A 20,861-nucleotide genomic window follows, 5' to 3' on the forward strand; every position below is an offset into this window, starting at 1 on the left:
CTTTGACCTTTCCGGCTGCGCGATCATAGTTCGCTTCGCGCCTCCGTTCCGAGCTTTCGCGGCATATCCTCCCTCGCTGCGCTCAGTCCGGTATTCCACGGTCCCTACACTGCGCCACTCCCGCTCTCAATCGATCTCTTCTGCCGGAAGGCAAAGAAAAACGGTTGATCGAGAGAGGAACGAGAACGATGGATCGAGAGAACGTCGACCAGGTAGGCGAGTNGTCCCTACACTGCGCCACTCCCGCTCTCAATCGATCTCTTCTGCCGGAAGGCAAAGAAAAACGGTTGATCGAGAGAGGAACGAGAACGATGGATCGAGAGAACGTCGACCAGGTAGGCGAGTACGAGGTGCCCGTCGACCCAATGGACCAGCTGCAGTGCGACGGATGCCAGTAATCATGGCGACCATCGACACGATCACCACGCGGGTCAGCCGCGAGGACGACAGCCGCACGGTGCCGCAGCTTGAGCGCCGTACCGAGGACCTGAGCGGCTTCGCCCGATCGGGCTACACCCTCGCCAGCACCGTCACGGTGGCGTCGGGGGAGTACACCATCATCATCGACACGCTCACCCGCAACGACTAACCGCACAACCGAGAAGGAGAAGCACCATGTCAGCACGCACCATCACCGGGAACCTGGCCGCAGACCCCGAAGTGGTCCAGGCCGGAAACGTCAGCATCACCAAGCTGCGCGTGATCGAGAACACGGGGGAGTACCGCGGCGGCAAGTTCGTCGCGCACGACACCCCAACCTCGCACTTCGTCGAGGCACGGTTCGAGCTGGGCGAGAACGCGGCCGCATCCCTACACAAGGGAGACGCCGTGATCGTCGTCGGCAAGGAGCACAGCAACAGCTGGGAGGACAAGGAAGGCGCGAAGCAGTACGGGCGCGTCATCGACGCCGACACCATCGGGGTCGACCTGAGCCGCGCGACCGCGGCCGTCACCCGCAACGCCAAGCAGGAATAGCTCATGGGTCGGGGCCGGCATCCGCCGGCCCCTTTCCCAACGACCGAAGGAGATCCCGTGAGCTCACCTCTGCTGGATGAGGACCTGCGACAGATGATCGTGCTGCGCTGGCAGATGTGCGAGGCCGAGGATCCGGCCTCTGCCGCTCTGCCCTACAGTGCTGCGTGGACCAGGGCTCAGCTGCTGCACCAGGTACTCACGGAGTTCTCCACTGAAACCGAAGCCGGCCGGGTGGCCGGCCTGCAAGCGCCCGGCGAAGTTGACGGCATCCGCCAGCTGCTCGAGCACGCTCGAGCGCACGTCAACGCCATGGCGCTGCAGATGATCGCGGACGCATGATCCGCCTCGAGCCAAGCCCCCGTCCCGCGTTCTCACTCTCTCTCCGCGGGCGGGGGCTTTCTCGCCCCCTTGCGATCGACAGCCGAAGCCCACACCCAAGCGCGCAACGTCGCGCCGTTGCGCATCGTGAACTCAACCCACACCGCCTTGTCGGTCCACGCGACCGCACGACCCTCAACCCGGATCGGGTGCTCCGGAAAGCGCACCCACGCCTCAACCGCGACCGGCTCCTCTGGGGTGGTCACCATCTGCTGCCCCAGCTCGAGCTTGGAGAGCGATATTGGCATGGGCCGCGTGACGACCTCGTTCACCGCGGCGTCAGTGAGGTCGGAACCGTAGCGCCTGTTCTGTCCCAACCGTTCCTCACCGCCTCGAATGAATCGAACATACGTTCGAGTGTCGGCGCAGTCAAGTTGCCCAGTTACCGCGGCGGCCACGTCCCTCAATCGACCGGCCCAGCACCTTACCGACGTCCCCGGACGACGGTAGAATTGGTGCAAGCCGATCAAGTGAGGGAGTGAGCATGTCGGATTCGATCCAGACCACCATCACGTCGGCCGAGGCTGCCCGCCGGCGGGCGATCGTCGAGGACGCTCGCCACTCTTCCGCGCTCGAGGGCGGACGTAGCAGCGACCAGGTGCACGCCGCTCAGGATCGTTGGGTGGCGGGCGAGATCAGCTACGGCGAGCTCGGTGACATGGTGCGGGAGCTGCACCCTACGACCGCTCCGCGGTGACCGGAAGTGACCGGCCTTGGGAGGCCGGCTCCGAGCCGGAACGGTGGGCCGGTTACTTCGACCCTGCAACGGGTCTGCTGCGCAACCTATCGGCGCCGCCGGTGTCAACGCCGGCGCAACTCGAGCAGTTCGAGAACAGCCACGTTGAGTATCGACTGATCGGCCTGCGCGCGGAACCGGTCGCCGGCAGCTACGACCTCGAGCACGTGCAGGCAATCCACCGCGAACTGTTCCGCGACGTCTACCCGTGGGCTGGCGAGTTGCGCACGGTCGGGATATCCAAGGGCGTCAGAGATCTCCCGGACGGCGCGCAGGCCAAGGCCGGCTTCCTGCCCGTCGAGCACATCCCTTTCGTGGTCAACGGTATGGCCGACCAGCTGCGCCAGGAGAACTACCTGCGCGGGCTCAGCAACGAAGAGTTTGCCGATCGCCTCGCCGGGCACTTCAACGACCTCAACGAAGCACACCCGTTCCGCGACGGGAACGGTCGCACTCAACGCGCGCTGTGGGACCAGCTGGCCGCCGAGGCTGGCCACACGATCCACTGGCAGGCGATCCCGAACGACGTCAACATTCGGATCTCGCACGAGGCGCGAGTGAACAACAACCTTGACCCGCTGCGATCGACGCTGCGCGCGATCGTCACCGACGACGGTCTCATGGCGCGCACGGTGAAGTCGTATGAGGCATCCCGCCTGGCGGGGATAGATACTCCGACCCGACCCGGCGCCGGCAGTGCCGGCACCTCGGCCAACCCGGCGCCGAGTGCTGGGTATCGTTCTCCGGGATTCGACGCCGGGCGAGGCTACGGCCGCTAGCGCGCGCCGAGCTTCCGACGTCGTGGAAGCTCGATGCCGTTCGGGTGCTCGAGGCGCCACGCGTCGACGTCGACGGGCAGGTATCGGATCGTTGAGTCGATCGAGAAGTACGCCGGTCCGAGGCCTGCATCGCGCATCCGGCGAAGGTCGCCGCGGCTGACCCCGAGGACTGCGCTCACCTCGTCGGGGATCATGAACAGTTCTTCGACGTGCTCGATCGTCAGCTGCGCGAGCGCGGTGGTCGTGGTCGTGTTCACTGTCTGACTTCCTCCCTCGCGAGGGTGTCGACGATCATCACGTAATCACCGGCAGGGATGGCGACCGTTGTGCACACTACGTATCCGTAGCGCCCCGCCGATCGCAGATCTTCTTCGCGGGAGGCGAGTTTCTGACCCCGCCGACCCGCGTCGTCGTCGCCGGTCGGGAGCATCGTCATCACGGTTGTGACGTCGACGACCGACCGCTCTGTGGTGGTCACTGGCAGCTGTCGCACTGCAGGAGCTCCATCGGGTCGACGGGCACTTCGTACTCGCCTACCTGCTCGACCGAACCCACGACCGACGTTCCATTTGCGCCCATGACGGACCCCTCTCTCACATCTCCCATTGCCTTTCGGCACCCGCCGAATACAGCGCCAGGAGTCGGTCGTCAAGGGACCGTGGAATACCGGAGCGCAGCGAGGATATGCCGCGAAAGCCCTTGACGATCGGGGAGTGGTGCGTACCCTCACCCGGTGCGAAAGGCAACGGAGTTGCCGCGCCGGCGCAGCCGGCCAACAACATCGCGGAGCTTCGCTCCGGCTCTCTCGGCTCTTCGATCCGAGCACGCTGCTGCGCACCGTTGGGACGGAGTTCCGAACGGAGCAAGCTATAGGTTTATGTTCCATAAACCGGCTTGGAGTCTAGACGCGGGGCGTCCTGACTCGGCATACTGGTCGTATGAAGCCCCGCCAGGAGGCGGGGTCGCTGCGCTGGGCCAGGGGAGGAGGAGCCATGAGCGAGTCGTCCGATCGCGGGCTCTTCGGTCGTCGCCGGCGTGCCAATGCGGCGGCGGGGGAGAAGCGCACGAAGCGCTACCCGGTGACCGTGACGCCGACCGAGGCGGCCGAGCTCGAGGCCAAGGCCGCGGCTGCCGGCATGAGCGTTCCGCGGCTGCTGCACGAGTCCGCGAAGAGCACGCACGTCGAGACAAGCACCGAGCGGAAGGCGGCGATCGCGGAGCTGTTCGCGGTGCGTCGAGAGGTCGCCGGCATCGCCACGAACCTCAATCAGCTCGCCCGCTACGCGAACACGGAGGGCACCTTCCCCGCTGAGGCCGCGGCGGTCACCGCCGAGTTCCGGCGACTGTTCCCGAGGGTCACTGACGCGGTGGATCGGCTGGCCGACTCATGATGCCGAACGTCACCCGCGGCGACCGCATGGGGGGTCTGCTGAGCTACCTCGCGGGGGAGGGGCGTTCGAACGAGCACACCGAGCCGCACCTGGTGAACGGCGACTCCGCGACGTTCACCTTCTTCGGTGACAGCGAGCTTGCACCGTCGACGGCGTTGGCGATCGCCAAGCACCTCGACGAACCCCGGACGGCGTTCGGGGTCGAGGTCAACGGCGGCCACGTCTGGCACGCCAGCCTCAGCCTCCGTGCTGAGGAGGGGCAGCTGACCGACGAGCACTGGGCGACCATCGCGGAGCAGTTCGTCGACCGGATGGGATTCACTGCGGCATCCGGCAAGGCTGGCTGCCGGTGGGTGGCCGTTCGGCACGGCCTGTCGAAGGCAGGCAACGACCATATCCACATCGCGGTCAATTTGGTGCGGGAGGACGGCACCAAGGCGTCGATCCACCACGACTACTCGCGGGCTCAGTCGATCGCCCGCGAGCTCGAGCAGGAGCACGGGCTGCAGTTGCTCGAGGCGCGCGGCTCGGACATGGGCATGCGCGGCGAACGTCCGGGGGAGCGAGCCTCAGCTGAACGCCGCGGCGACGACACCGTGGCGTCGGTGCGGCTCGAGCGGAGCGTGCGAGCGGCTGCCGCGGCATCGGTCGACGAGGGCGAATTCGTGCGCCGGCTCCACCAGGCCGGCGTCGTTGTCCGTCCCCGGTTCGCCGCGAACCGCGACGACGTGGTGGCCGGCTACTCGGTGGCCATGCGACCCCGCGACGGGGAGCAGATCGTCTGGTACGGCGGCGGGCGGCTGGCGCGCGACCTCACCCTCCCGCGTCTGCGGGAGGGCTGGGAGGACTCGCCGGCAGCTGCACAGGCCGGCGTCAACGAGTGGCAGGCGACCTGGCGCAACCCGATGCGCTACCGTCCTGTTGCCCCCGGCCGGGAGCAGCAGGCGCCCGGAGCGGAGCTGTGGCGCGAGTACACCGACCAGGTGACGCAGCTGCGCGACCAGCTGAGTGCGGTCGATCCGACCGACCGTGCGACGTGGGCGCGGGTGGCCCGCGAAACCAGCGGCGCGTTCGCCGCATGGTCGCAGCGTGTCGAGGCGACACCCGGCCCGCTCGCAGATGCTTCGCGGACGCTCGCCCGCACGTCTCAGATCAGAGCCCGCGACGTGGGACGCAGGAACACGACCGGGCCTCGCTCGATCGCCGGGGCGGCGAACCTCCTGGCCATGGCGACGACGCATGGCCAGGGCACGCAGGCGGAGGCGATGCTGTTCCGTCAGCTGATGCGGACGGCGCAGGCGATCTACTCGATGCACCAGGCCGTTGACGAGTCGCGCCGCGCGGCGGAGATCCGCAATGCGCTCGGCTCGCGACTGGATGCCGTGCGAGCGCGGATGCCCGAGCTTGTCGGCGTCGCGGCCGAGAGCCCGATGACCGAGACGCTGCGCCAGGCCACCGGAGGGCAGGCGCCGGCACGACCGGCAGGCAGCCCGCTTCCGACGCCGCTCACGCCGCGGCCGCAGGTACCGACTACGCCGACCGAGCGCGGCGCGCAGCGTTAGACAGAAACGGCGATAGGGGAGAGCCATGGCAGAGCTACAGGCCGATGGAGTGTTCGAAGAAGCCGAGGGGAACATCCGCCAGCAGATCATGGCTGCCGCGCAACTGGCGCGCTCAGCGGTCCAGGCGCGACAGGACGCCGCCCAGCGGGCGACGCGGCGCGACCTCGAGGAAGCACGTCAGCTGCAGGCGCAGCTCGACGCGCAGAGGGTCGCGGCACGGGCCGAGCTTGCACCCGTGCACAATGCGTCGTGGTGGGACCAGGCGCAGGTGCGCGACGTCGCCCGAGCCTACGAGACGGCCGTCACGTTCCGCGACGAAGACCAGGCTGCCCGTGACGCCGAGGCTCGCATCCGCCAAGAGCTTCGTGACCGCTACGACGTCGAGGTGTTGGAGACGGGCGCCGATCCCGCCGTGGTGCGCGCCACGCTCGTCGACCGCGACACCGAGCGGGCCGAGCGCGACGAGCGTCAGGCGCAGGCTCGCGACGACCAGGACCTCGCCGCGGGCCTCGTGGTCGGCGCCGAAGTGCTCGAGGTGTCCGCGGATCTCGCGGACGCGGAGGAGGCGCAGGATCTCCGCGAGCTCGCCGCCGACGTCGAGCACGACGCGGAGCTGTCGTGGGACTCGGCCGAGCGGCGCGAGCTGCACGTCGAAGGAATCAAGGCCGGCCCCGACCAGGCCGCCGCGGCGACCGCATGGAAGCAGGCCGACGTCGACCAGGCCCGTCACCCTCGCGAGGCCGTGCAGGGTGGCCGCAAGGGCAAGGCGCCGCGTACTCGAGTTCCCGCGTCGACGCCGGATCGCCAGATCGGCCGCGACGGCCGATGACGTCTGTCGGCGGTCCGCCGGCGGGGGAGTGGGGCGCTCTCCTGTCGGCGCCCACGATCCCAGTGCGCGAGCTCGCGCGTGCACAGGTGCCCGATGAGCCCGGCGTGTACCTCTGGCGGCACGCTGGCCAGCCCGTCTACGTCGGCATGGCCACGAGCCTGCGCGGCCGCGCATGGAGCAAGCACCTGGGGCGCGGCCTCAGCCTTGCCGGGTCGTCCCTACGACGGAACGTGTGCCAGCTGCTGTTCGGGATCCCGCCAAACGTCACCGGCCGGCCGACCAAGCAAAAGGTCACGATCGAGCAAGCGGCTGCGATCCGCGACTGGCTGCTCGCGTGCGAGCTCTCTTGGCTGCCATGCGCCACGGTGCACGAGGCTGACCACCTCGAGCGACGCCTGCGAGCCGAATTTCTTCCGCCACTGAATCGCGTCTGAGGAGGTTACGGCTCTTCGGCTTCATCGACGCGGCTCGTGGGCCCCCTCCGGATCACCGATCCGCAAGGCTGACCAGCACCAGCTCACGACGTGCGCTCTCGCCCTCTGTGGCGGGGGCGAACTGTTCGTGGGGGAGGTAGTCGTGCACGGCTACCAGCTGCCAGTGCGGGTGTGTCTCGAACTGCCGGATGTCGAACACCGCGGCGTTGCCGTGCTCGTCGACGGCCTGGAAGCGCCAACCGCGCCACGACGCCCGCGGCGGGTGCGTGATCGCGGGATGCCACCAGATGTCCTCCTGACGCAGGGGAGTGGGAGTGTCATTCACGCGGAACCGCTGACCTTCCCAGACGAGACGAACCGGCGTCTCGTTGACGAACCACACCGCGATCGCGCGCTCCAGGACTCCTCCAAGCGGTTCGAACGTATGTTCTGCATATCTGCGTGAGTGCAGTCGGGTCAGATTCGGTAGAGGTCGGTCAGGGGTGTGGGGTCGGTGTGCACGGCCTGTTGCAGGAGGCGGTAGAAGAGCATGCCGCGGGCGGTGGAGTCGCGTCGGTTGAAGCGGAAGGCGTACTCGTCGATGTAGTAGGGCAGGTGCTCGACGGTGACGTGGTGGTGCAGCGTGCCGGCGATCCAGCGTTTGAGCAGGCTGGCGACGAGGTGGACGCGGGGCAGTTCCGCGGCCGGGTCGGGTGAGTTGTAGCCGGTCTGGCCGTGATGCTGGTAGCCCAGGGTGCTGAGGCGCCGGAGGAAGCGGGCGCCGTCGGTGTGGATCATCGATCCCGGCGCGATCGTGCGTTGCGCGAACGAGACCAGTTCCAGGGTCCCCGGCGCGTAGTCGATGCCGAATCGGACCCGGCCCAGCTTGTGGGACCCGATCCGTTCGACGGCGACCATGACCGGACTTTGCCGGTGGAGGCGCCCATCCGGCCGGTGGAGCGTCCACCGACGAAGGTCTCGTCGAGCTCGACGATCCCGGAGAGCAGTTCCCGGTCGGGACGCACCATCGCCCGACGCAGCTTCTGCGTCCACGCCCACGCGGTCTCGTAGGAACCGAAGCCGAACTGGCGCTGCAGCGCGAGCGCGGAGATCCCGGTCTTCTGCGAGGTGATGAACCAGGCCGCCGCGAACCAGGTCGAGATCGGCGTGTGCGAGCGGTGGAAGATCGTCCCCGCCGTCACGGAGGTCTTCAGTCCGCAGCCGGCGCACATGAACGCGCCCGACTTGATCCGCCACGCTCGCGGCTCGTCGCAGCGCGGGCAGCGGAACCCCTCCGGCCAGCGCAACCCCTCCAGATACCCCAGGCAGGCGGCATCGTCCGGGAACCACTCCCGGAACTCCTGGAACGTCCGCGGGTAGTCCACCCCGCCAACCGGGCGATCATCAGCCACCAATCCAGGCTACTGCACTCACGCAGATATGCAGAACGTATGTTCGATAGTTAGCGAGAATACGCGCGCGGGCGCGACACGCCAAAGAGGCCGGGGATGTGTCGGTGATCAGGTAGATGCCGACGACCGAGCCGTGGTCGAGCGTGCCGGTTCGCCCAGACCTTGGCATTGTATTCGGGGTCGAGATCAGTCTTGTGCGGGGTCCTTCGAGGGGGTGGCGGCGAGCAACCCCGGGAGCAGCGCGAGGAGGTCTTCGTGCCAGGCGATGTCCGCGCGGAGCTTCGCGGTGCGATGCGTCACGACGACGCGTTCGAGCGGGGTGAGGTGGACGGCGATGCGCTCGTGGTGCGCCTCTGACTCGGCGAGCGTGGCTCGCAGTCCGGCGATTCGCTCGGCGATCAGGGCCGGCACTGACGCGGTGTCGCCGGGGTCGAGGCACGAGAGGGCGATGTCGACGGGGTCGGCGCGCAGGACGATCTCGCGGAGGGCGTCATGACGCAGACCGGCCAACGCCTCCCGCCCGGTCTTGGTGATTCCCCAGATCTGTCGTTCCGGATAGCCGCCCATGCGTTCGGTGCGCACCTCATGGATGAGGTCTTCCGCTGCGAGACGCTTGAGCGCCCCGTAGAGAGCGCCGACGGAGATGTCGGTCCCGATCTGAACGTGATCCTGCTCAGCGAGCTGGCGCAGCTGGTGGCCATGCATCTCGCCGCCCTGCTCGAGCGCGGCGAGGATGTACAGACGGATGCCCGACACGTGACTACACCGCTTTCTCCCGGTCATCTGAACCGCCGACTGCCGGCTCGTCCTAGGCGGCCAAAAATGCCTTGTACGCATGTTTGCCGTTCTGGCAGGTTTTGATCATACAATCCTGAGATGCCCGATCTTCGTGAACGCAAGAAGTCCGCGACGCGGCGTCTTCTCGCGGAAACAGCTTTCGATTTGGCGTGTGAGCGGGGGCTCGGAGGGTTCTCACTGGGTGAGGTCGCGGTGGTGGCTGATGTCTCGGCCCGGACGGTGTATAACTATTTCGACTCGAAGGAGCAAGCGGTCGCGTTCGTCACCTTGTTGCGCATGCGAGAGGCTCTCGAAGGCCTGTCCGTGGCGTCGGACACGCCGCTGCCCGACCAGATCGACAACCTGCTCCGGACCCAGTTCTCGGAGTACGTGATCATCACCCACCGTCGCTTGGTTGACCTCGCCTCCGATAGCCCGAGCCTGCAGCCCTACCTGCACGACGTGGAGCAGCGCGGCATCGCCGAGGCCACCCAGTTCTTGCGCGAGCGTCTCGGGCCTGACTACCCGCCCATGTACGCGTACCTGGTCGTCGGGGCCGCTTACGGGGCTATGTCAGCTCTGCTTGACGGTCACCTCGTTCTGCGGGATGCCGACAGCATCACGGACCCCCTCAACGAGGTGAGCCTTAACGGGTTCATTTCAACCATCGCGGACTATCTCCGCCACGGCTTCCACCTTCCCTCATAGAACCGCAGGAGAACTCCGCATTGTCATCACTTCTTTACCGTCTGGGTCGCTTCGCTTTCACGCACCGCTGGATCGTGATCGGAGCGTGGGCTCTGATCCTCACGGTGGTCGTGGCGGTGCTGGTCGCGGTGCCTCCGAAAGTTACCAGCGAGTTCCGAATTGATGGGACCCCATCGCAGGACGTGCTCGACACGTTGAGTGAGAACTTCCCGGCCGCCGCCGGCTCTCAGGCGTTCATAGTTTTCGCGGTCAGCGATGGCGACCACGTTGACGACCCGGCGAACGCTTCCGCCATAGCGCAGGTCGTGAAGGATGTCGGTGACAACGAGTACGTGGCCCAGCGCGAGTTGGAGGGTATGGATGCGCTGGCGCAACTGCCACCCGAGCAGGCTGTCGCGATTGTCTCAGAACAGCTGGGCGGCCTGACCCCGTTGGTCGCGGACGGGACGATCCTCCCTAACGTTCTGGTGTCGGACAATCGGGAAGTCGCCCTGTTCACTTTCCAACTCACGGAACAAGTCGACTCGGTTCCCGCAGAAGCGCTGGAGGCGATCCGACAAAGTAGCGCTGAGGCTGCGGATGCGACCGGTGCGACCCTGCGAGTGTACCCAAGCTCCACCCTGGTGCCCCTCATCCCGAATCTTGCCGGGCCGGCCGAACTCATCGGCCTGCTGGTGGCGGGACTTGTGCTCGCCCTGACTCTCGGATCCCTACTTGCGGCCGGGCTGCCGCTGGTCACCGCGCTGATCGGTGTGGGAGTCGGCGTCGGTGGCGCCTTCACCTTGTCCTCGGTGATCAGCCTGTCCGCGGTCACCCCGGTACTTGCACTGATGGTCGGGCTCGCTGTCGGCATCGACTACTCCCTGTTCATCGTCAACCGGCAACGCCGACTCATCCTCGACTCCAAGCTGAGCGCCGGCGATGCCGCTGCTCGCGCCACCGGCACCGCGGGCAGCGCCGTCTTCTTCGCAGGCCTCACAGTCCTGATCGCGCTATGTGGCCTGTCGGTGGTGGGGATTCAGTTGCTGACGACAATGGCCCTGGTCGCCGCAGCCACGGTCGCCGCCGCGATCGCGGTCGCGCTCACCCTGGTGCCAGCGCTCCTGGGCCTGGTCGGGGAGCGAATCGTCAGCGCTCGAGCGCGCCTGAAGTCGTCCGGGGCGGCTGACGAGAACCACCCGGTTGCTCATCGGTTCGTCTCCGCGGTTGTGAGATTCCGTTTGCCCGCGGTGCTGATCGTCGTGGCCGTCCTGGGCGCTCTGGCGATACCTGCCACCTCGCTGACGCTGGGGCTGCCATCATCAGCCACGGCCAACACCGGGACGGCAGAACGGGAGAGCTACGACCTAACAGCCGCCGGTTTCGGAGAAGGATTCAGCGGCCAACTCGTTCTCGCTGCAACGTCAGAGGACGGCGCCAAGATCGATGATCAAACCATCGCAAACCTCTCCGACGACCTCCGCGACCTGAGCAACGTCGATCTGGTCCTCCCCGGCGGGCTCAACGACGACCGTACGACAGCGATCCTTTCGGTCGTGCCCACCTCGGGTCCGGCCTCGGAAGCTACCGGTGACCTGGTGCACGAAATCCGGGGACTGGCCGACGAGTTCTCCGATCAATACGGTCTCACCGTGGGCGTGACCGGCCAAACGGCGATCACCCTGGACATCTCGGCTGCCATGGCTGCCGCCCTCCCTCTCTATCTGACTGTGATCGTGGTGCTGTCCCTGATCATCATGCTGCTCGTCTTCAGGTCACTACTCATCCCCATTCAGGCGACTGCCGGGTTTCTCTTCAGCGTCCTCGCAACCCTTGGCGTCCTCACGCTCGTGTTCCAGGAAGGCTGGTTTTCCACGGTTCTCGGGTTCGACACCCCCGGCCCGGTCGTCAGCTTCCTGCCCATCCTCGTCACCGGGATCCTGTACGGCCTTGCTATGGACTACCAGGTCTTCCTGGTGTCCTCCATGCGCGAATCCCATGTCCACGGCCACGCCGGTCAGGAAGCGATCAAACGCGGATTCGAACATGCCTCGAAAGTCGTCGTAGCAGCGGCCATCATCATGGTCGCCGTCTTCGCCGGGTTCGCATTCAACGAAGACATCATGGTCAAGCAAATCGGAGTCGCCCTTTCCATCGGTATCCTCCTCGACGCATTCCTGATCAGGATGACCCTCACACCAGCCCTGCTCGCACTCTTCGGCGACAACTCCTGGTGGATCCCGCGATGGCTCGACCGGATCCTGCCCAACCTCGACATCGAAGGCGACAAGCTGAACAAGGAACTATCGCTCCAAAAAGGATCACCCCCGTCGACGTAGTCCAGGCGCAAGGGGATGGACGGGTTACCAACGAGAAGTGGAGACCAACCTATGGAGACAGCAGACGAGGCAGGAACCCGACACCTGCCCCGGCCACGCCGCGAGAAACTCCGAACGCCGAAGAACTTCTGCTGACCCTGACGCTCGCCGGGGCATTTCTTACAGCATTGGCAATAGTGAAAGAGGCCTTGCGGGAGACCGACGATGAGGGTGCGATCTCCGAATCTGTCCTCCGCACTGTGGCCACCGCTGACCAGTACAGCGAAGGCCTAGCTACGACCTGGGCCAGCTGTTAATCGGACCTCGCGATCCAGTGCGTGCCGAGCTCACTCAATTGATCAACAGTCTGGACAGTGTCGTCAGTGAACTCGAAGCGGCCCAACCGAAGCTCCCTGGTTTGAAGATGGGCCGACTGGACGATTCCGGCGGCAGACCACGAGCCCTCCTCCGAATGCTGACCGACCAAGCCAATCAAGCCAATAAGGCCATCCCGGAAAAGGCGTGACACCGTAGTCGCGGTTGAGCTGCGCTCCGGACGTGCCCTGTCTATGACCCGCTAGCTGATCAGGCCAGAGCGCGGCGGACAAAGGTTGACAACCGGCAACTGATACGTAGGATTGGACTCGTTGACTTTAGTCAACCTGCGTCAGTGTCGCCGCGTTCCCTGAAGCCCATGTTCAAAGGATTTACATGTCCAACCCTTCCATTGGGTCGGTCGCGCCGACGCCTTCCATGACGCACCGCCAGGTTCTGGAGGCCCTTTCCGGCCTCCTCCTCGGCATGTTCGTGTCGATGCTCGCTTCGACGGTGGTCTCCACGTCACTGCCCGTCATCTTGCACGACCTCAGCGGCGACCAGAGCGCGTACACCTGGGTGATCACCGCAACGCTCCTCACCACGGCAATCTCGACCCCGATCTGGGGCAAGCTGGCGGACCTTTTCAACCGCAAGGTGCTCTACCAGGTCGCGATTGTCATCTTCGTGCTCGCCACCGCGGCGGCCGGTTTAGCGCAGAACCCCGAGATGCTCATCGCGGCCCGTGCGGTTCAGGGGCTCGGCGCCGGCGGGCTCGCGGCCATCAGCCAAGTGCTGATGGCAGACATCATCAGCCCTCGCGAGCGCGGCCGATATATGGGTCTGTTCGGGGCCATCATGGCTGTCGCCACCATCGGCGGCCCCCTGCTGGGCGGCGCGATCACCGACGCTTTCGGATGGCGCTACAACTTTTTCATTGCCCTCCCGCTGGCCGTCGTCGCGCTGATCTTGGTGCAGAAGACCCTCCATGCCGTGAAGCGCCCGAAGCGCAAGGTGTCGATAGATTACTTAGGGATCGTGTTGCTGTCGGCCGCGGTATCGCTGCTGCTGATCTGGGTCACGAATGCGGGCAAGGACTACGACTGGTGGAGCCTGACCACCGTCCTCATGGTCGGCGGAGCCCTGGTCGCGACGGCCCTGTTCATCGTCGTGGAGTTCCGCGCGAAGGAGCCCCTGGTCCCGCTGACGCTGTTCCGCAACCGGACCTTCACGCTCGCGGTCATCGCATCGATCTCCACCGGCATCGCGATGTTCGGCGCCTCGGTGTTCCTCAGCCAGTACATGCAGCTCGCTCGGGGGGCAACCCCGACCCAAGCAGGCCTGATGACGATCCCCATGATCGGCGGGCTCCTCATCGCCTCGGTGGGGGTCGGCGCGCTGATCACCCGGTTCGGCCGGTGGAAGCCGTACCTGCTCGTCGGGGCCTTGCTGCTGATCGCAGGGTCGTACCTACTGTCCACAATCCACTACGACACCGATTTCTTCCTGGTGTCCGTCTACATGTTCCTGCTGGGGGCCGGCGTCGGGATGACGATGCAGAACCTGGTCTTGGTGGTACAGAACACCGCCAATCCCTCGGAGATCGGCGTGGCGAGTTCGGGAGTGACCTTCTTCCGCAGCCTCGGCGGCACCATCGGTGTCTCAGTGATGGGTGCTGCCCTTGCGACACGGGTCACAGACCTGGTGGCCGAGCGCAAGGACGACATCGCGGCCGCCATCGCGAGTCTCGGAGACAAGGCTCCCGAGTGGATCGCGCAGCTGCAATCGGGAGCCCTTCCGGAGGTGTCCAAGATGCCCGCAGCCCTACGGGTGGTGTTCGAGGACATCTACGCCAACGGGATCTCGCACTCATTCCTGATCGCTGTGCCGTTCGCGATCCTCAGCCTGATCGCGATCATCTTCCTGCCGAACCGGTCCCTGACCACCATGACGACGAGCGAGCGGATCGCCGCGAGCGAAGCGGACCTCGCGACGGTGAGCGTTCCCGAGGCCATGGCCACCCTCACCGCCACCGGCTCGATTGCGGTTCCCGGCTCGCCGGACGGGCGCGACAGGTAATGACCCGGGGCGCTGTCGACGGCGCTGGCGACGAACGTCGTCGCCAGTCCATCGACGCGCTTGAGGGATCCTTCAGGGAACTCACCGATCAGCTCCGTCGCTACTATGTGCTGGCATCCGAAGCGGTACATCCCGGCATGCCAGTCGGGACCTTCAAGGTACTGACAGCCATCGCCCGCCAAGGCCCGCTGAGCCAGAAGTCGCTCGTCGAGGGCCTAGCCGCGGACAAGGGCCTGGTGAGTCGACAGGTCTCGCAGTTGGAATCGCTCGGCTTGATCGCCCGCAGGCATGATGCGAAGGACGGGCGCGTCCGTCTGCTCGAGGCGAGCGCCCTCGGGAAGGCGCGCCTCTCCGTGGCGCAGGGACCGATCCAGGACAGCATCACCCGAGCCCTGGCGGCGTGGCCGATCGCTTCAATCGAGCAGTTGGCGTCGCTAGTGCACGCGTTGGCAGATGACATGAAGCCGCACGATCGTGAGCCCGATGAATGTGAACGCTCGTAGAGGAGTCGGTTCGTGGTGCCTCCGTCCTCGTAGTCGATGCAGACCGTGCACTCTGACGTGTAGTCGATCGACTCGGACCTTTGAGTGTCAGGAGTCAAGTGTGCTCTGACCGTCCGTCGCTACGCGCCCGGAAGCGGTACTGGTGAAGACCGTTATCCGTTTTCACACTATTGGAGGCACCTTCTCGATTTATGCGAGCTTGTCTCTGACCGGTCCGCTCGCCGGATCCTCAGGTGCCCAGCGCGAGGTCCTGAAATCGCCATCGACAAGATCAACGAATCTGGCGGTATTAACGGCGCGACCCTCGAGCATAAGGTCGTCGATGACCAGCTCGACCCCCACCAAGGCAGTCACGCTCCTCCAGGAGCAAATCGACGCAGCCAAGCCCGACCTCGTGATCCACGGGGTGTCGAGTAGTATCTCGCTCGCCATGCTCCCGTTGCTGACCTGCGCCCGTCGCGGAGTACGAGGCCGACCGCACGCGGAATACACGCTTTCGAGCTCTCGACGTGTCCACGGGAATCGCAGGTCGAGGCAATGGCCACTGCCGAATTGCTCGCATAGGGTGGCAAAATGATCGAAAGTACAAGCGCCCAGCAACAGGAAGCCTCGACTGCGCGGTCCCGACCAGCCTTTGAGCAAGTTGCTGAGTTGGTGTGGTCTGTGCCAGTAGAATGCCCGTTCCCGGTCGGCTTCACTTTCTCGTACCTCCTCGCCAACTCTGTCGGCCAGTTTGTAGTCGTGGATCCAGGCTGGAGCAGCCCGACCGGTCGGTCGCAGCTGATGGCAGGCATCGCACAAGCAGGGCTCGACTCGAAATCAATGGTCGGGGTTGTCATCACGCACTTCCATCCCGATCACCTCGGCGCAGCGTTCGAGCTCGCCGACGCCCACGGAGCGTGGCTCGCAATGCATCCGCTCGAGAGTCAATTCTTCGCAGACGTAGGTCTTAACGAACTGATCGAGCGCGAAAAGGCGTTTCTTCTGTCATGTGGCATGCCATCAGAAACTATCGACGGTGTGCTGTTGCGTCCCGAGCACTATTCGCGGATGTTTCCTGGTGTCCGCCGGAGCAACCTGGAGATTCACCACGGAGCCGCGATCCCGCTCGCCGGCCGCAACATCACCGTTGTGTGGACCCCAGGACATACTGCGGGCCACGTCTGTCTCCTCGATCACGACTCAAGACTCGTCCTTACGGGAGATCATGTGTTGCCCAGAATCACCCCCAACATCGGCGTCGAATCCAACCAACCAGACCGCGACGCCCTCGCGGAGTACTTCACGTCGCTTGAGGCGATCGCCGCGTGGGATGCGTGGGAAGTTTGCCCAGCCCATGAATATCGATTCCGCGGCCTCGCGGAACGATGCCGTGACCTGCGAGACCATCATCTCGAGCGCGGGCTGGAGGTACGCACCGCCCTGGCGGTCAACCCTAGGGCGACAGCTTGGGTCATCGCGAAAGGTTTAACGTGGTCGAGGGGGTGGGAGGTGTGGATGTTGGCGTTAGGTGGCGGCTTTTTGTGTTCGCTCTGTGTCGCTAGTTGCCGATGACGAGGATGCTTGCTGCTGCTTCTACGACGTCGTCGGTGATGGTTTCGAGTTGGTTGATTTTTAGGACGCGTGTGATCTGTGGGAATAGCCGTTCGAGGAGCCGGAAGTTGCCCCGGGTGATGCGTTCTACTGCGGCGATTGCCTGAGCGTCGGTGAAATCATCAGGGTCCAGGGTCCGTCCGAGGCGTTTCCAGTGTCGGTCCAGAACGAAGAGGAGCTCGTCTCTGCCGAGGGCGCGGTATCGGTGGGAGAAGCCGAGGCGGCTGTATAGCTGGGGGTAGTGCCGGAATCGTTGGTCGATGCCGGGCATGCCGATGAGGATCATCGGCAGGTGGGTTCGGTCGTGGTTGTCACGGAGGAGTTCGAGGGCTGTCGCGTTAAGCCGTTCGGCTTCGTCGATGATGAGCAGCTCCACGAGTGTGGTGACTCTGTTCATTGAGCGTGGTGCGGTATCGAGTTTGTGCAGGTGTTCGTCGATGCACGAGCCAATTCTCACCTGGTACCGGTGTATGTCCTCCATGAGGGTTTTGGGACGGCAGAGAACGTCCGGGGTGTAGAAGACGGTCCGGGAGCGGTTGGCGAGTGCGTAGTGCTTCTCATCCTGGTCGCCGCGTGGTCCCCACTCGGTGATGTAGGGCTCAAGGTCATCCCAGTTTGCGTAGCGGCGCGCGGAGAGTGTCTTGCCCACCCCGGCGTCCCCGTGGCAGATCCCTATTGTTCGTTCTTTTCGGACTGCGTTGGCGAACTCGTTGAAGCGTCGGTGTTCCTTGGTGACGATGAAGGTGGGGTTCATCATTAGTCCTCTTCGTAGGTGCGCAGTCGGCGCCGGCGCCGTACTGGTTCAGTGATGTGCGGTTCTTCACGGCTGGTGACTGATGGAATGCAGTCGTTGATGGTGCGGCGCAGTTCTCTTCGGCGCGCTCTGCGTGCGGCCTCGATGTCACGCAGGCTCAAACGAAGGTTGGGGTGATCTTCGTCAATGGCGACGCAGACGAAGGTGTCGTGGTCGTAGACGCGGATCTCGGATACGTCCCGGGGGTCGTAGCGGATGGTGACGGTTTGCCCCACGAAGGGCGCCAGCGTGGGCGAGAGGTAGCGCTGGCCTTGGAAGTGGATGCCGTCGCGTTGCACGGTCCGGTTCTTTGGAACTGTCAGGAGGAGTCCGTCGAGGTCCTCGAGGGATTCGGGCATCCGGGGAAGCCAACCGTCCGCGATCCAAGCATCCCGTGGTGAGACACCAAGTTCGCTGTGGGGCCGGTCGTTGTAGGCGGCGACGAAGCTTCCGATGGCGCGATCCAGTCTCGGGAGATCGAGCGCGGGGCGTGGTTTCCTGTTCCGTGGTCCAAGGTGTCCGGGGAGGGTGGAGAGAACTTCGGTGTTGATGGTCCCGAAGAACCGTTCGATTTTTCCTCTGCCTTGGGGACGGCCGATGGTCGAGTGGATGATGCGGATGTGCAGCTCGATGGCGGTGCGTTCGAGGTGGTGGCTGGTGAAGTCGGAGCCATGGTCCACGTGCAGGATTTCGGGCAGCCCGCACATTGCCCAGCTGGGGTCGCTCTTGCGCCAGATCGCCTGGCGGAGTGCGAGGGCTGTGTTCAGTGCTGATGGTGCACCGGTGAAGACGGTGTAGCCGCAGAGCGCACGGGAGTAATCGTCCATCGGAGCCTGACCCGCTTTCCCGGACACCTGAGTTGAGGCGATGATCGTCTCGGAAGGAGTCCGTGAGATGCCTGCTGCCCACCCGCCGGAGTTCCGGCGTCGAGCCCTGGATCTTGTCGCGCAGGGAAATCCTGTCGGCCAGACCGCGCGTGATCTGGGGATCAGCGAGTCCTGTCTTCGCAACTGGATGAATCGTGACGCGGTCGACAGTGGACGCAAGTCGGGCGTGACGTCCGACGAGCACAAGGAGCTCGTCGAGCTGCGTCGCCGGTTGCGGGTGCTGGAGATGGAGAACGAGATCCTCAAGCGCGCCAGCGCCTACTTCGCGAGGGAGAACGTGCTCCCAAAATAGGGTTCCGGCTGGTCCAGGAGCTCGCCGCCGACGGTGTCCCCGTCGCGGTGGCCTGCCGGTTCCTGAAGGTCTCGACCTCGGGATACTACGACTGGCGAGACCGATCACCGTCGGCCCGAACCCTGGCGGACGCGGAGCTGACGACAACGATCAGGCGGATCCACGCCGACTCCCGAGCAACCTATGGCGCCCCGCGGGTCTTGGCCGAGCTGCGGCTCGGGCTCGGCGTTCACGTCGCACGCAAACGCGTCGCCAGGCTGATGCGACTGGACGGGCTGGTCGGGGTCTCGCATCGCCGCAAGCGGCGCGGTTGGAAACCGGACACCGCCACGCACGAGGACCTCGTGAAGCGGCAGTTCCGCGCGACTGCCCCGAACCGGCTCTGGTTCTGCGACATCACGCAACACCGAGCCAGGGACGGGTGGGTCTACTGCGCGGCCGTTATCGACGCATACTCGCGGCGGATCGTGGGCTGGTCGATCTCAGATCGAATCACCGCGGAGATCGTTGTCGACGCGCTCGAGATGGCCCGCTGGCGGCGCCGACCCGAGCCCGGAACCATCGTCCATGCGGACCGAGGAGCGCAATACACGTCCTGGCTCTTCGGACATCGGCTCCGGCAAGCCGGGCTCCTCGGCTCGATGGGCAGAGTCGCCTCCAGCGTCGACAACGCCCTCATCGAGTCGTTCTGGTCGACCATGCAACGCGAGCTCCTCGACCGCACGACCTGGGACTCCCGGGCGCAGCTCGCCTCGGCGATGTTCGAGTGGATCGAAGGCTTCTACAACCCCCGCCGCAGACACACCAGTCTCGACAACCTCAGCCCCGCCGACTACGAAGCACTTCACACCGCCGCAGAAATCGCGGCATGATCAACACACAAGAACCGTCCGGGAAACCGGGTCAGGCTCCGGTCGCGAAAGCCGGCTTTGGCTCACTGCACGACGTCGACGTCGACGTCGGCGGTGGTGCCACTGGTTTGAAAAATTACGTTCGGCAGGGTCGGGGTCCTAGTCAGTCACGAGACCGCAACCGCTGCGGCGAGGCCCAGTTCACGCTCGCCCAGCGGCGCGAAGCATGCATTAACCATGTCCTGGGTCACTTCGGTGAGCGTTGCTGGGACCCAGCGCGGGTTGCGGTCCTTGTCGATGACCTGGGCGCGGATTCCCTCGCGGAAGTCATGGCCCGCCAGTAGGCGGAGACCGATCCTGTGTTCCTCATCGAGCGCCTCTTCGAGGGCTTTTTCCCCCAGACTCCGCGACCGCGCGCGCCTCAAGGCCTCAAGGGTGACCTTGACCGCAGTGGGCGACTTAGCTTCAATAGCGTCGGCCGCCTCGGAGGCTTCCGGTACCTGTGCGGCTCTAAGGTTTCGGAGGATATCGCAGACGTTGTTGGATGTGTAGGCTTGGTCAATCCATGACCGTTGTGCAGCCAAGCCGGAAGGCGTCGGAGTGAGTGCGAAGGCGCGGATGGCGGCGTCTGCCACTTCCTCCTCCAGCATCCGGGCAAGGTCGTCCAGCCGGTCGCTGGGAACGAAGTGGTCAGCCAGGCCCAGGTGCAGGGCATTGGCGGCGCTGACATGCGCTCCCGTGAGGGCTGCATGGGTGCCGGACTCTCCGGGCGCCGTCGCAAGCAAGTGCGTGCCGCCGACGTCCGGAATGAAACCGATGGTCACCTCCGGCATGCCTGTGCGAGTGCGCTCAGTGACGATCCGGTGCGAGCCGTGCGCTGAGATGCCCACGCCGCCGCCCAGCACCAGCCCGTCCATATATGCTACGTACGGTTTCGGATAGCGGCTGATAAGTGAGTTGAGCCGGTATTGGTCAGCCCAGAACTCTGCCGTGGCGCTACCGTCACCTTCGACCATGTCACGGTAAATCGCCACAATGTCGCCGCCGGCACACAAACCACGTTCGCCGGCGCCTCGCACGAGAACCGTCTGGACGGCATCGTCCTCGGCCCACTCCTCGAGCTGGCCGAGCATAGCGTCTCCCATTCCGTGCGTCAGCGCATTCACTGCCTGCGGCCGGTTGAGCAAGATAACCCCCAGTCGCCCCCGGCGTTCGAAAATGACCTCATCGGTAACCATCGTTAGCTTCCCTCGGGCATGATGAAGCTGGCGCCCTGGCGGATGCCGGATGG

At 65.2% G+C, this 20,861-nt stretch carries 24 protein-coding genes and 1 pseudogene; 16 read left to right on the forward strand and 9 right to left on the reverse strand.

The window, feature by feature from the left end; translation table 11 throughout:
* Positions 1–400 precede the first annotated feature (400 nt).
* The 3 genes from ACLF6J_RS17475 to ACLF6J_RS17485 are packed head-to-tail and all read left to right on the forward strand — an operon-like array spanning position 401 to position 1,314.
* Positions 401–589: a hypothetical protein gene (locus ACLF6J_RS17475; protein WP_421076962.1), complete on the forward strand. Its 189-nt coding sequence runs from the start codon at positions 401–403 to the stop codon at positions 587–589.
* Positions 590–615: 26 nt separating this feature from the next.
* On the forward strand, positions 616–975 hold the full coding sequence (locus tag ACLF6J_RS17480) for a single-stranded DNA-binding protein (protein WP_421076963.1): 360 nt from the start codon (positions 616–618) through the stop codon (positions 973–975).
* A gap of 57 nt (positions 976–1,032) precedes the next feature.
* On the forward strand, positions 1,033–1,314 hold the full coding sequence (locus tag ACLF6J_RS17485) for a hypothetical protein (protein WP_421076964.1): 282 nt from the start codon (positions 1,033–1,035) through the stop codon (positions 1,312–1,314).
* A gap of 32 nt (positions 1,315–1,346) precedes the next feature.
* On the opposite strand, the gene ACLF6J_RS17490 is transcribed toward ACLF6J_RS17485, so the two are convergent.
* Entirely contained in the window at positions 1,347–1,751 is a 405-nt protein-coding gene (locus ACLF6J_RS17490; protein ID WP_421076965.1) for a hypothetical protein, read from the reverse strand.
* Between the two features lie 86 nt (positions 1,752–1,837).
* Here ACLF6J_RS17490 and ACLF6J_RS17495 point away from each other — a divergent pair, with 86 nt between their 5' ends.
* Both ACLF6J_RS17495 and ACLF6J_RS17500 read left to right on the forward strand, forming a co-directional pair.
* Positions 1,838–2,050, forward strand: coding sequence for an antitoxin VbhA family protein (locus ACLF6J_RS17495; protein WP_421076966.1), 213 nt, complete (start codon positions 1,838–1,840; stop codon positions 2,048–2,050).
* A complete protein-coding gene (locus ACLF6J_RS17500) occupies positions 2,047–2,868 on the forward strand; it encodes a Fic/DOC family protein (RefSeq protein WP_421076967.1) in 822 nt (273 codons plus the stop codon). The genes ACLF6J_RS17495 and ACLF6J_RS17500 overlap by 4 nt, the downstream gene beginning before the upstream one ends.
* On the opposite strand, the gene ACLF6J_RS17505 is transcribed toward ACLF6J_RS17500, so the two are convergent.
* Positions 2,865–3,125, reverse strand: a complete 261-nt coding sequence (locus ACLF6J_RS17505; RefSeq protein ID WP_421076968.1) for a helix-turn-helix domain-containing protein — start codon at positions 3,123–3,125, stop codon at positions 2,865–2,867. The two genes, ACLF6J_RS17500 and ACLF6J_RS17505, sit on opposite strands and share 4 nt — an antisense overlap.
* On the reverse strand, positions 3,122–3,346 hold the full coding sequence (locus ACLF6J_RS17510) for a hypothetical protein (RefSeq protein ID WP_421076969.1): 225 nt from the start codon (positions 3,344–3,346) through the stop codon (positions 3,122–3,124). Before ACLF6J_RS17510 ends, ACLF6J_RS17505 begins: the two co-directional genes overlap by 4 nt.
* A gap of 460 nt (positions 3,347–3,806) precedes the next feature.
* Between ACLF6J_RS17510 and ACLF6J_RS17515 the strand changes: the two genes are divergently transcribed.
* From ACLF6J_RS17515 to ACLF6J_RS17530, 4 genes are all read left to right on the forward strand, one after another.
* Positions 3,807–4,259: a MobC family plasmid mobilization relaxosome protein gene (locus tag ACLF6J_RS17515; RefSeq protein ID WP_421076970.1), complete on the forward strand. Its 453-nt coding sequence runs from the start codon at positions 3,807–3,809 to the stop codon at positions 4,257–4,259.
* Positions 4,256–5,821, forward strand: a complete 1,566-nt coding sequence (locus ACLF6J_RS17520; RefSeq protein ID WP_421076971.1) for a relaxase/mobilization nuclease domain-containing protein — start codon at positions 4,256–4,258, stop codon at positions 5,819–5,821. Before ACLF6J_RS17515 ends, ACLF6J_RS17520 begins: the two co-directional genes overlap by 4 nt.
* A 25-nt stretch (positions 5,822–5,846) precedes the next feature.
* Positions 5,847–6,650 carry a hypothetical protein gene (locus ACLF6J_RS17525; RefSeq protein ID WP_421076972.1) on the forward strand — a complete coding sequence of 268 codons (804 nt, stop codon included), beginning with the start codon at positions 5,847–5,849 and terminating at the stop codon, positions 6,648–6,650.
* A gap of 62 nt (positions 6,651–6,712) precedes the next feature.
* A complete protein-coding gene (locus ACLF6J_RS17530; protein ID WP_421076973.1) occupies positions 6,713–7,084 on the forward strand; it encodes a GIY-YIG nuclease family protein in 372 nt (123 codons plus the stop codon).
* A 52-nt stretch (positions 7,085–7,136) separates the two neighbouring features.
* Here ACLF6J_RS17530 and ACLF6J_RS17535 read toward each other — a convergent pair whose 3' ends face one another.
* From ACLF6J_RS17535 to ACLF6J_RS17545, 3 genes and pseudogenes are all read right to left on the reverse strand, one after another.
* Positions 7,137–7,409, reverse strand: coding sequence for a hypothetical protein (locus tag ACLF6J_RS17535; protein WP_421076974.1), 273 nt, complete (start codon positions 7,407–7,409; stop codon positions 7,137–7,139).
* A 143-nt stretch (positions 7,410–7,552) separates the two neighbouring features.
* Positions 7,553–8,475 (reverse strand): annotated as a pseudogene (locus tag ACLF6J_RS17540) (IS1595 family transposase); the annotation flags it as partial.
* A 186-nt stretch (positions 8,476–8,661) separates the two neighbouring features.
* A complete protein-coding gene (locus ACLF6J_RS17545; RefSeq protein WP_421076975.1) occupies positions 8,662–9,231 on the reverse strand; it encodes a PadR family transcriptional regulator in 570 nt (189 codons plus the stop codon).
* Between the two features lie 120 nt (positions 9,232–9,351).
* Between ACLF6J_RS17545 and ACLF6J_RS17550 the strand changes: the two genes are divergently transcribed.
* The 5 genes from ACLF6J_RS17550 (at position 9,352) to ACLF6J_RS17570 (ending at position 16,708) form a co-directional block, all read left to right on the forward strand.
* Positions 9,352–9,960: a TetR/AcrR family transcriptional regulator gene (locus tag ACLF6J_RS17550; RefSeq protein ID WP_421076976.1), complete on the forward strand. Its 609-nt coding sequence runs from the start codon at positions 9,352–9,354 to the stop codon at positions 9,958–9,960.
* A gap of 20 nt (positions 9,961–9,980) precedes the next feature.
* Positions 9,981–12,278 carry an MMPL family transporter gene (locus ACLF6J_RS17555; protein ID WP_421076977.1) on the forward strand — a complete coding sequence of 766 codons (2,298 nt, stop codon included), beginning with the start codon at positions 9,981–9,983 and terminating at the stop codon, positions 12,276–12,278.
* A gap of 690 nt (positions 12,279–12,968) precedes the next feature.
* Positions 12,969–14,651: an MDR family MFS transporter gene (locus tag ACLF6J_RS17560; RefSeq protein ID WP_421076978.1), complete on the forward strand. Its 1,683-nt coding sequence runs from the start codon at positions 12,969–12,971 to the stop codon at positions 14,649–14,651.
* Positions 14,652–14,788: 137 nt separating this feature from the next.
* Positions 14,789–15,154, forward strand: coding sequence for a MarR family winged helix-turn-helix transcriptional regulator (locus ACLF6J_RS17565; RefSeq protein ID WP_421076979.1), 366 nt, complete (start codon positions 14,789–14,791; stop codon positions 15,152–15,154).
* A 573-nt stretch (positions 15,155–15,727) separates the two neighbouring features.
* Positions 15,728–16,708 (forward strand): MBL fold metallo-hydrolase, encoded by a 981-nt coding sequence (locus ACLF6J_RS17570; RefSeq protein ID WP_421076980.1) that lies wholly within the window; start codon positions 15,728–15,730, stop codon positions 16,706–16,708.
* Here ACLF6J_RS17570 and ACLF6J_RS17575 read toward each other — a convergent pair.
* Together ACLF6J_RS17575 and ACLF6J_RS17580 are read right to left on the reverse strand one after the other, a co-directional pair.
* Entirely contained in the window at positions 16,695–17,501 is an 807-nt protein-coding gene (locus tag ACLF6J_RS17575) for an AAA family ATPase (RefSeq protein WP_421076985.1), read from the reverse strand. The genes ACLF6J_RS17570 and ACLF6J_RS17575 overlap by 14 nt on opposite strands.
* A 2-nt stretch (positions 17,502–17,503) precedes the next feature.
* Positions 17,504–18,367, reverse strand: coding sequence for a Mu transposase C-terminal domain-containing protein (locus tag ACLF6J_RS17580; protein ID WP_421076981.1), 864 nt, complete (start codon positions 18,365–18,367; stop codon positions 17,504–17,506).
* Between the two features lie 67 nt (positions 18,368–18,434).
* On the opposite strand from ACLF6J_RS17580, the gene ACLF6J_RS17585 reads away from it, so the two are divergent.
* Entirely contained in the window at positions 18,435–18,719 is a 285-nt protein-coding gene (locus ACLF6J_RS17585) for a transposase (protein WP_421076982.1), read from the forward strand.
* Positions 18,720–18,727: 8 nt separating this feature from the next.
* The gene (locus ACLF6J_RS17590; RefSeq protein ID WP_421076986.1) at positions 18,728–19,591 is read left to right on the forward strand and encodes an IS3 family transposase; all 864 of its coding nucleotides are present in this window, start codon (positions 18,728–18,730) and stop codon (positions 19,589–19,591) included.
* A 146-nt stretch (positions 19,592–19,737) separates the two neighbouring features.
* Here the strand turns inward: ACLF6J_RS17590 and ACLF6J_RS17595 are convergent, their stop codons facing one another.
* Complete coding sequence (locus tag ACLF6J_RS17595) at positions 19,738–20,808, reverse strand: enoyl-CoA hydratase/isomerase family protein (RefSeq protein ID WP_421076987.1); 1,071 nt, start codon at positions 20,806–20,808, stop codon at positions 19,738–19,740.
* Positions 20,809–20,861: the final 53 nt, after the last annotated feature.

Source organism: Microbacterium sp. IO18, from assembly GCF_049099505.1.
Taxonomy (GTDB): Bacteria; Actinomycetota; Actinomycetes; order Actinomycetales; family Microbacteriaceae; genus Microbacterium; species Microbacterium aurugineum.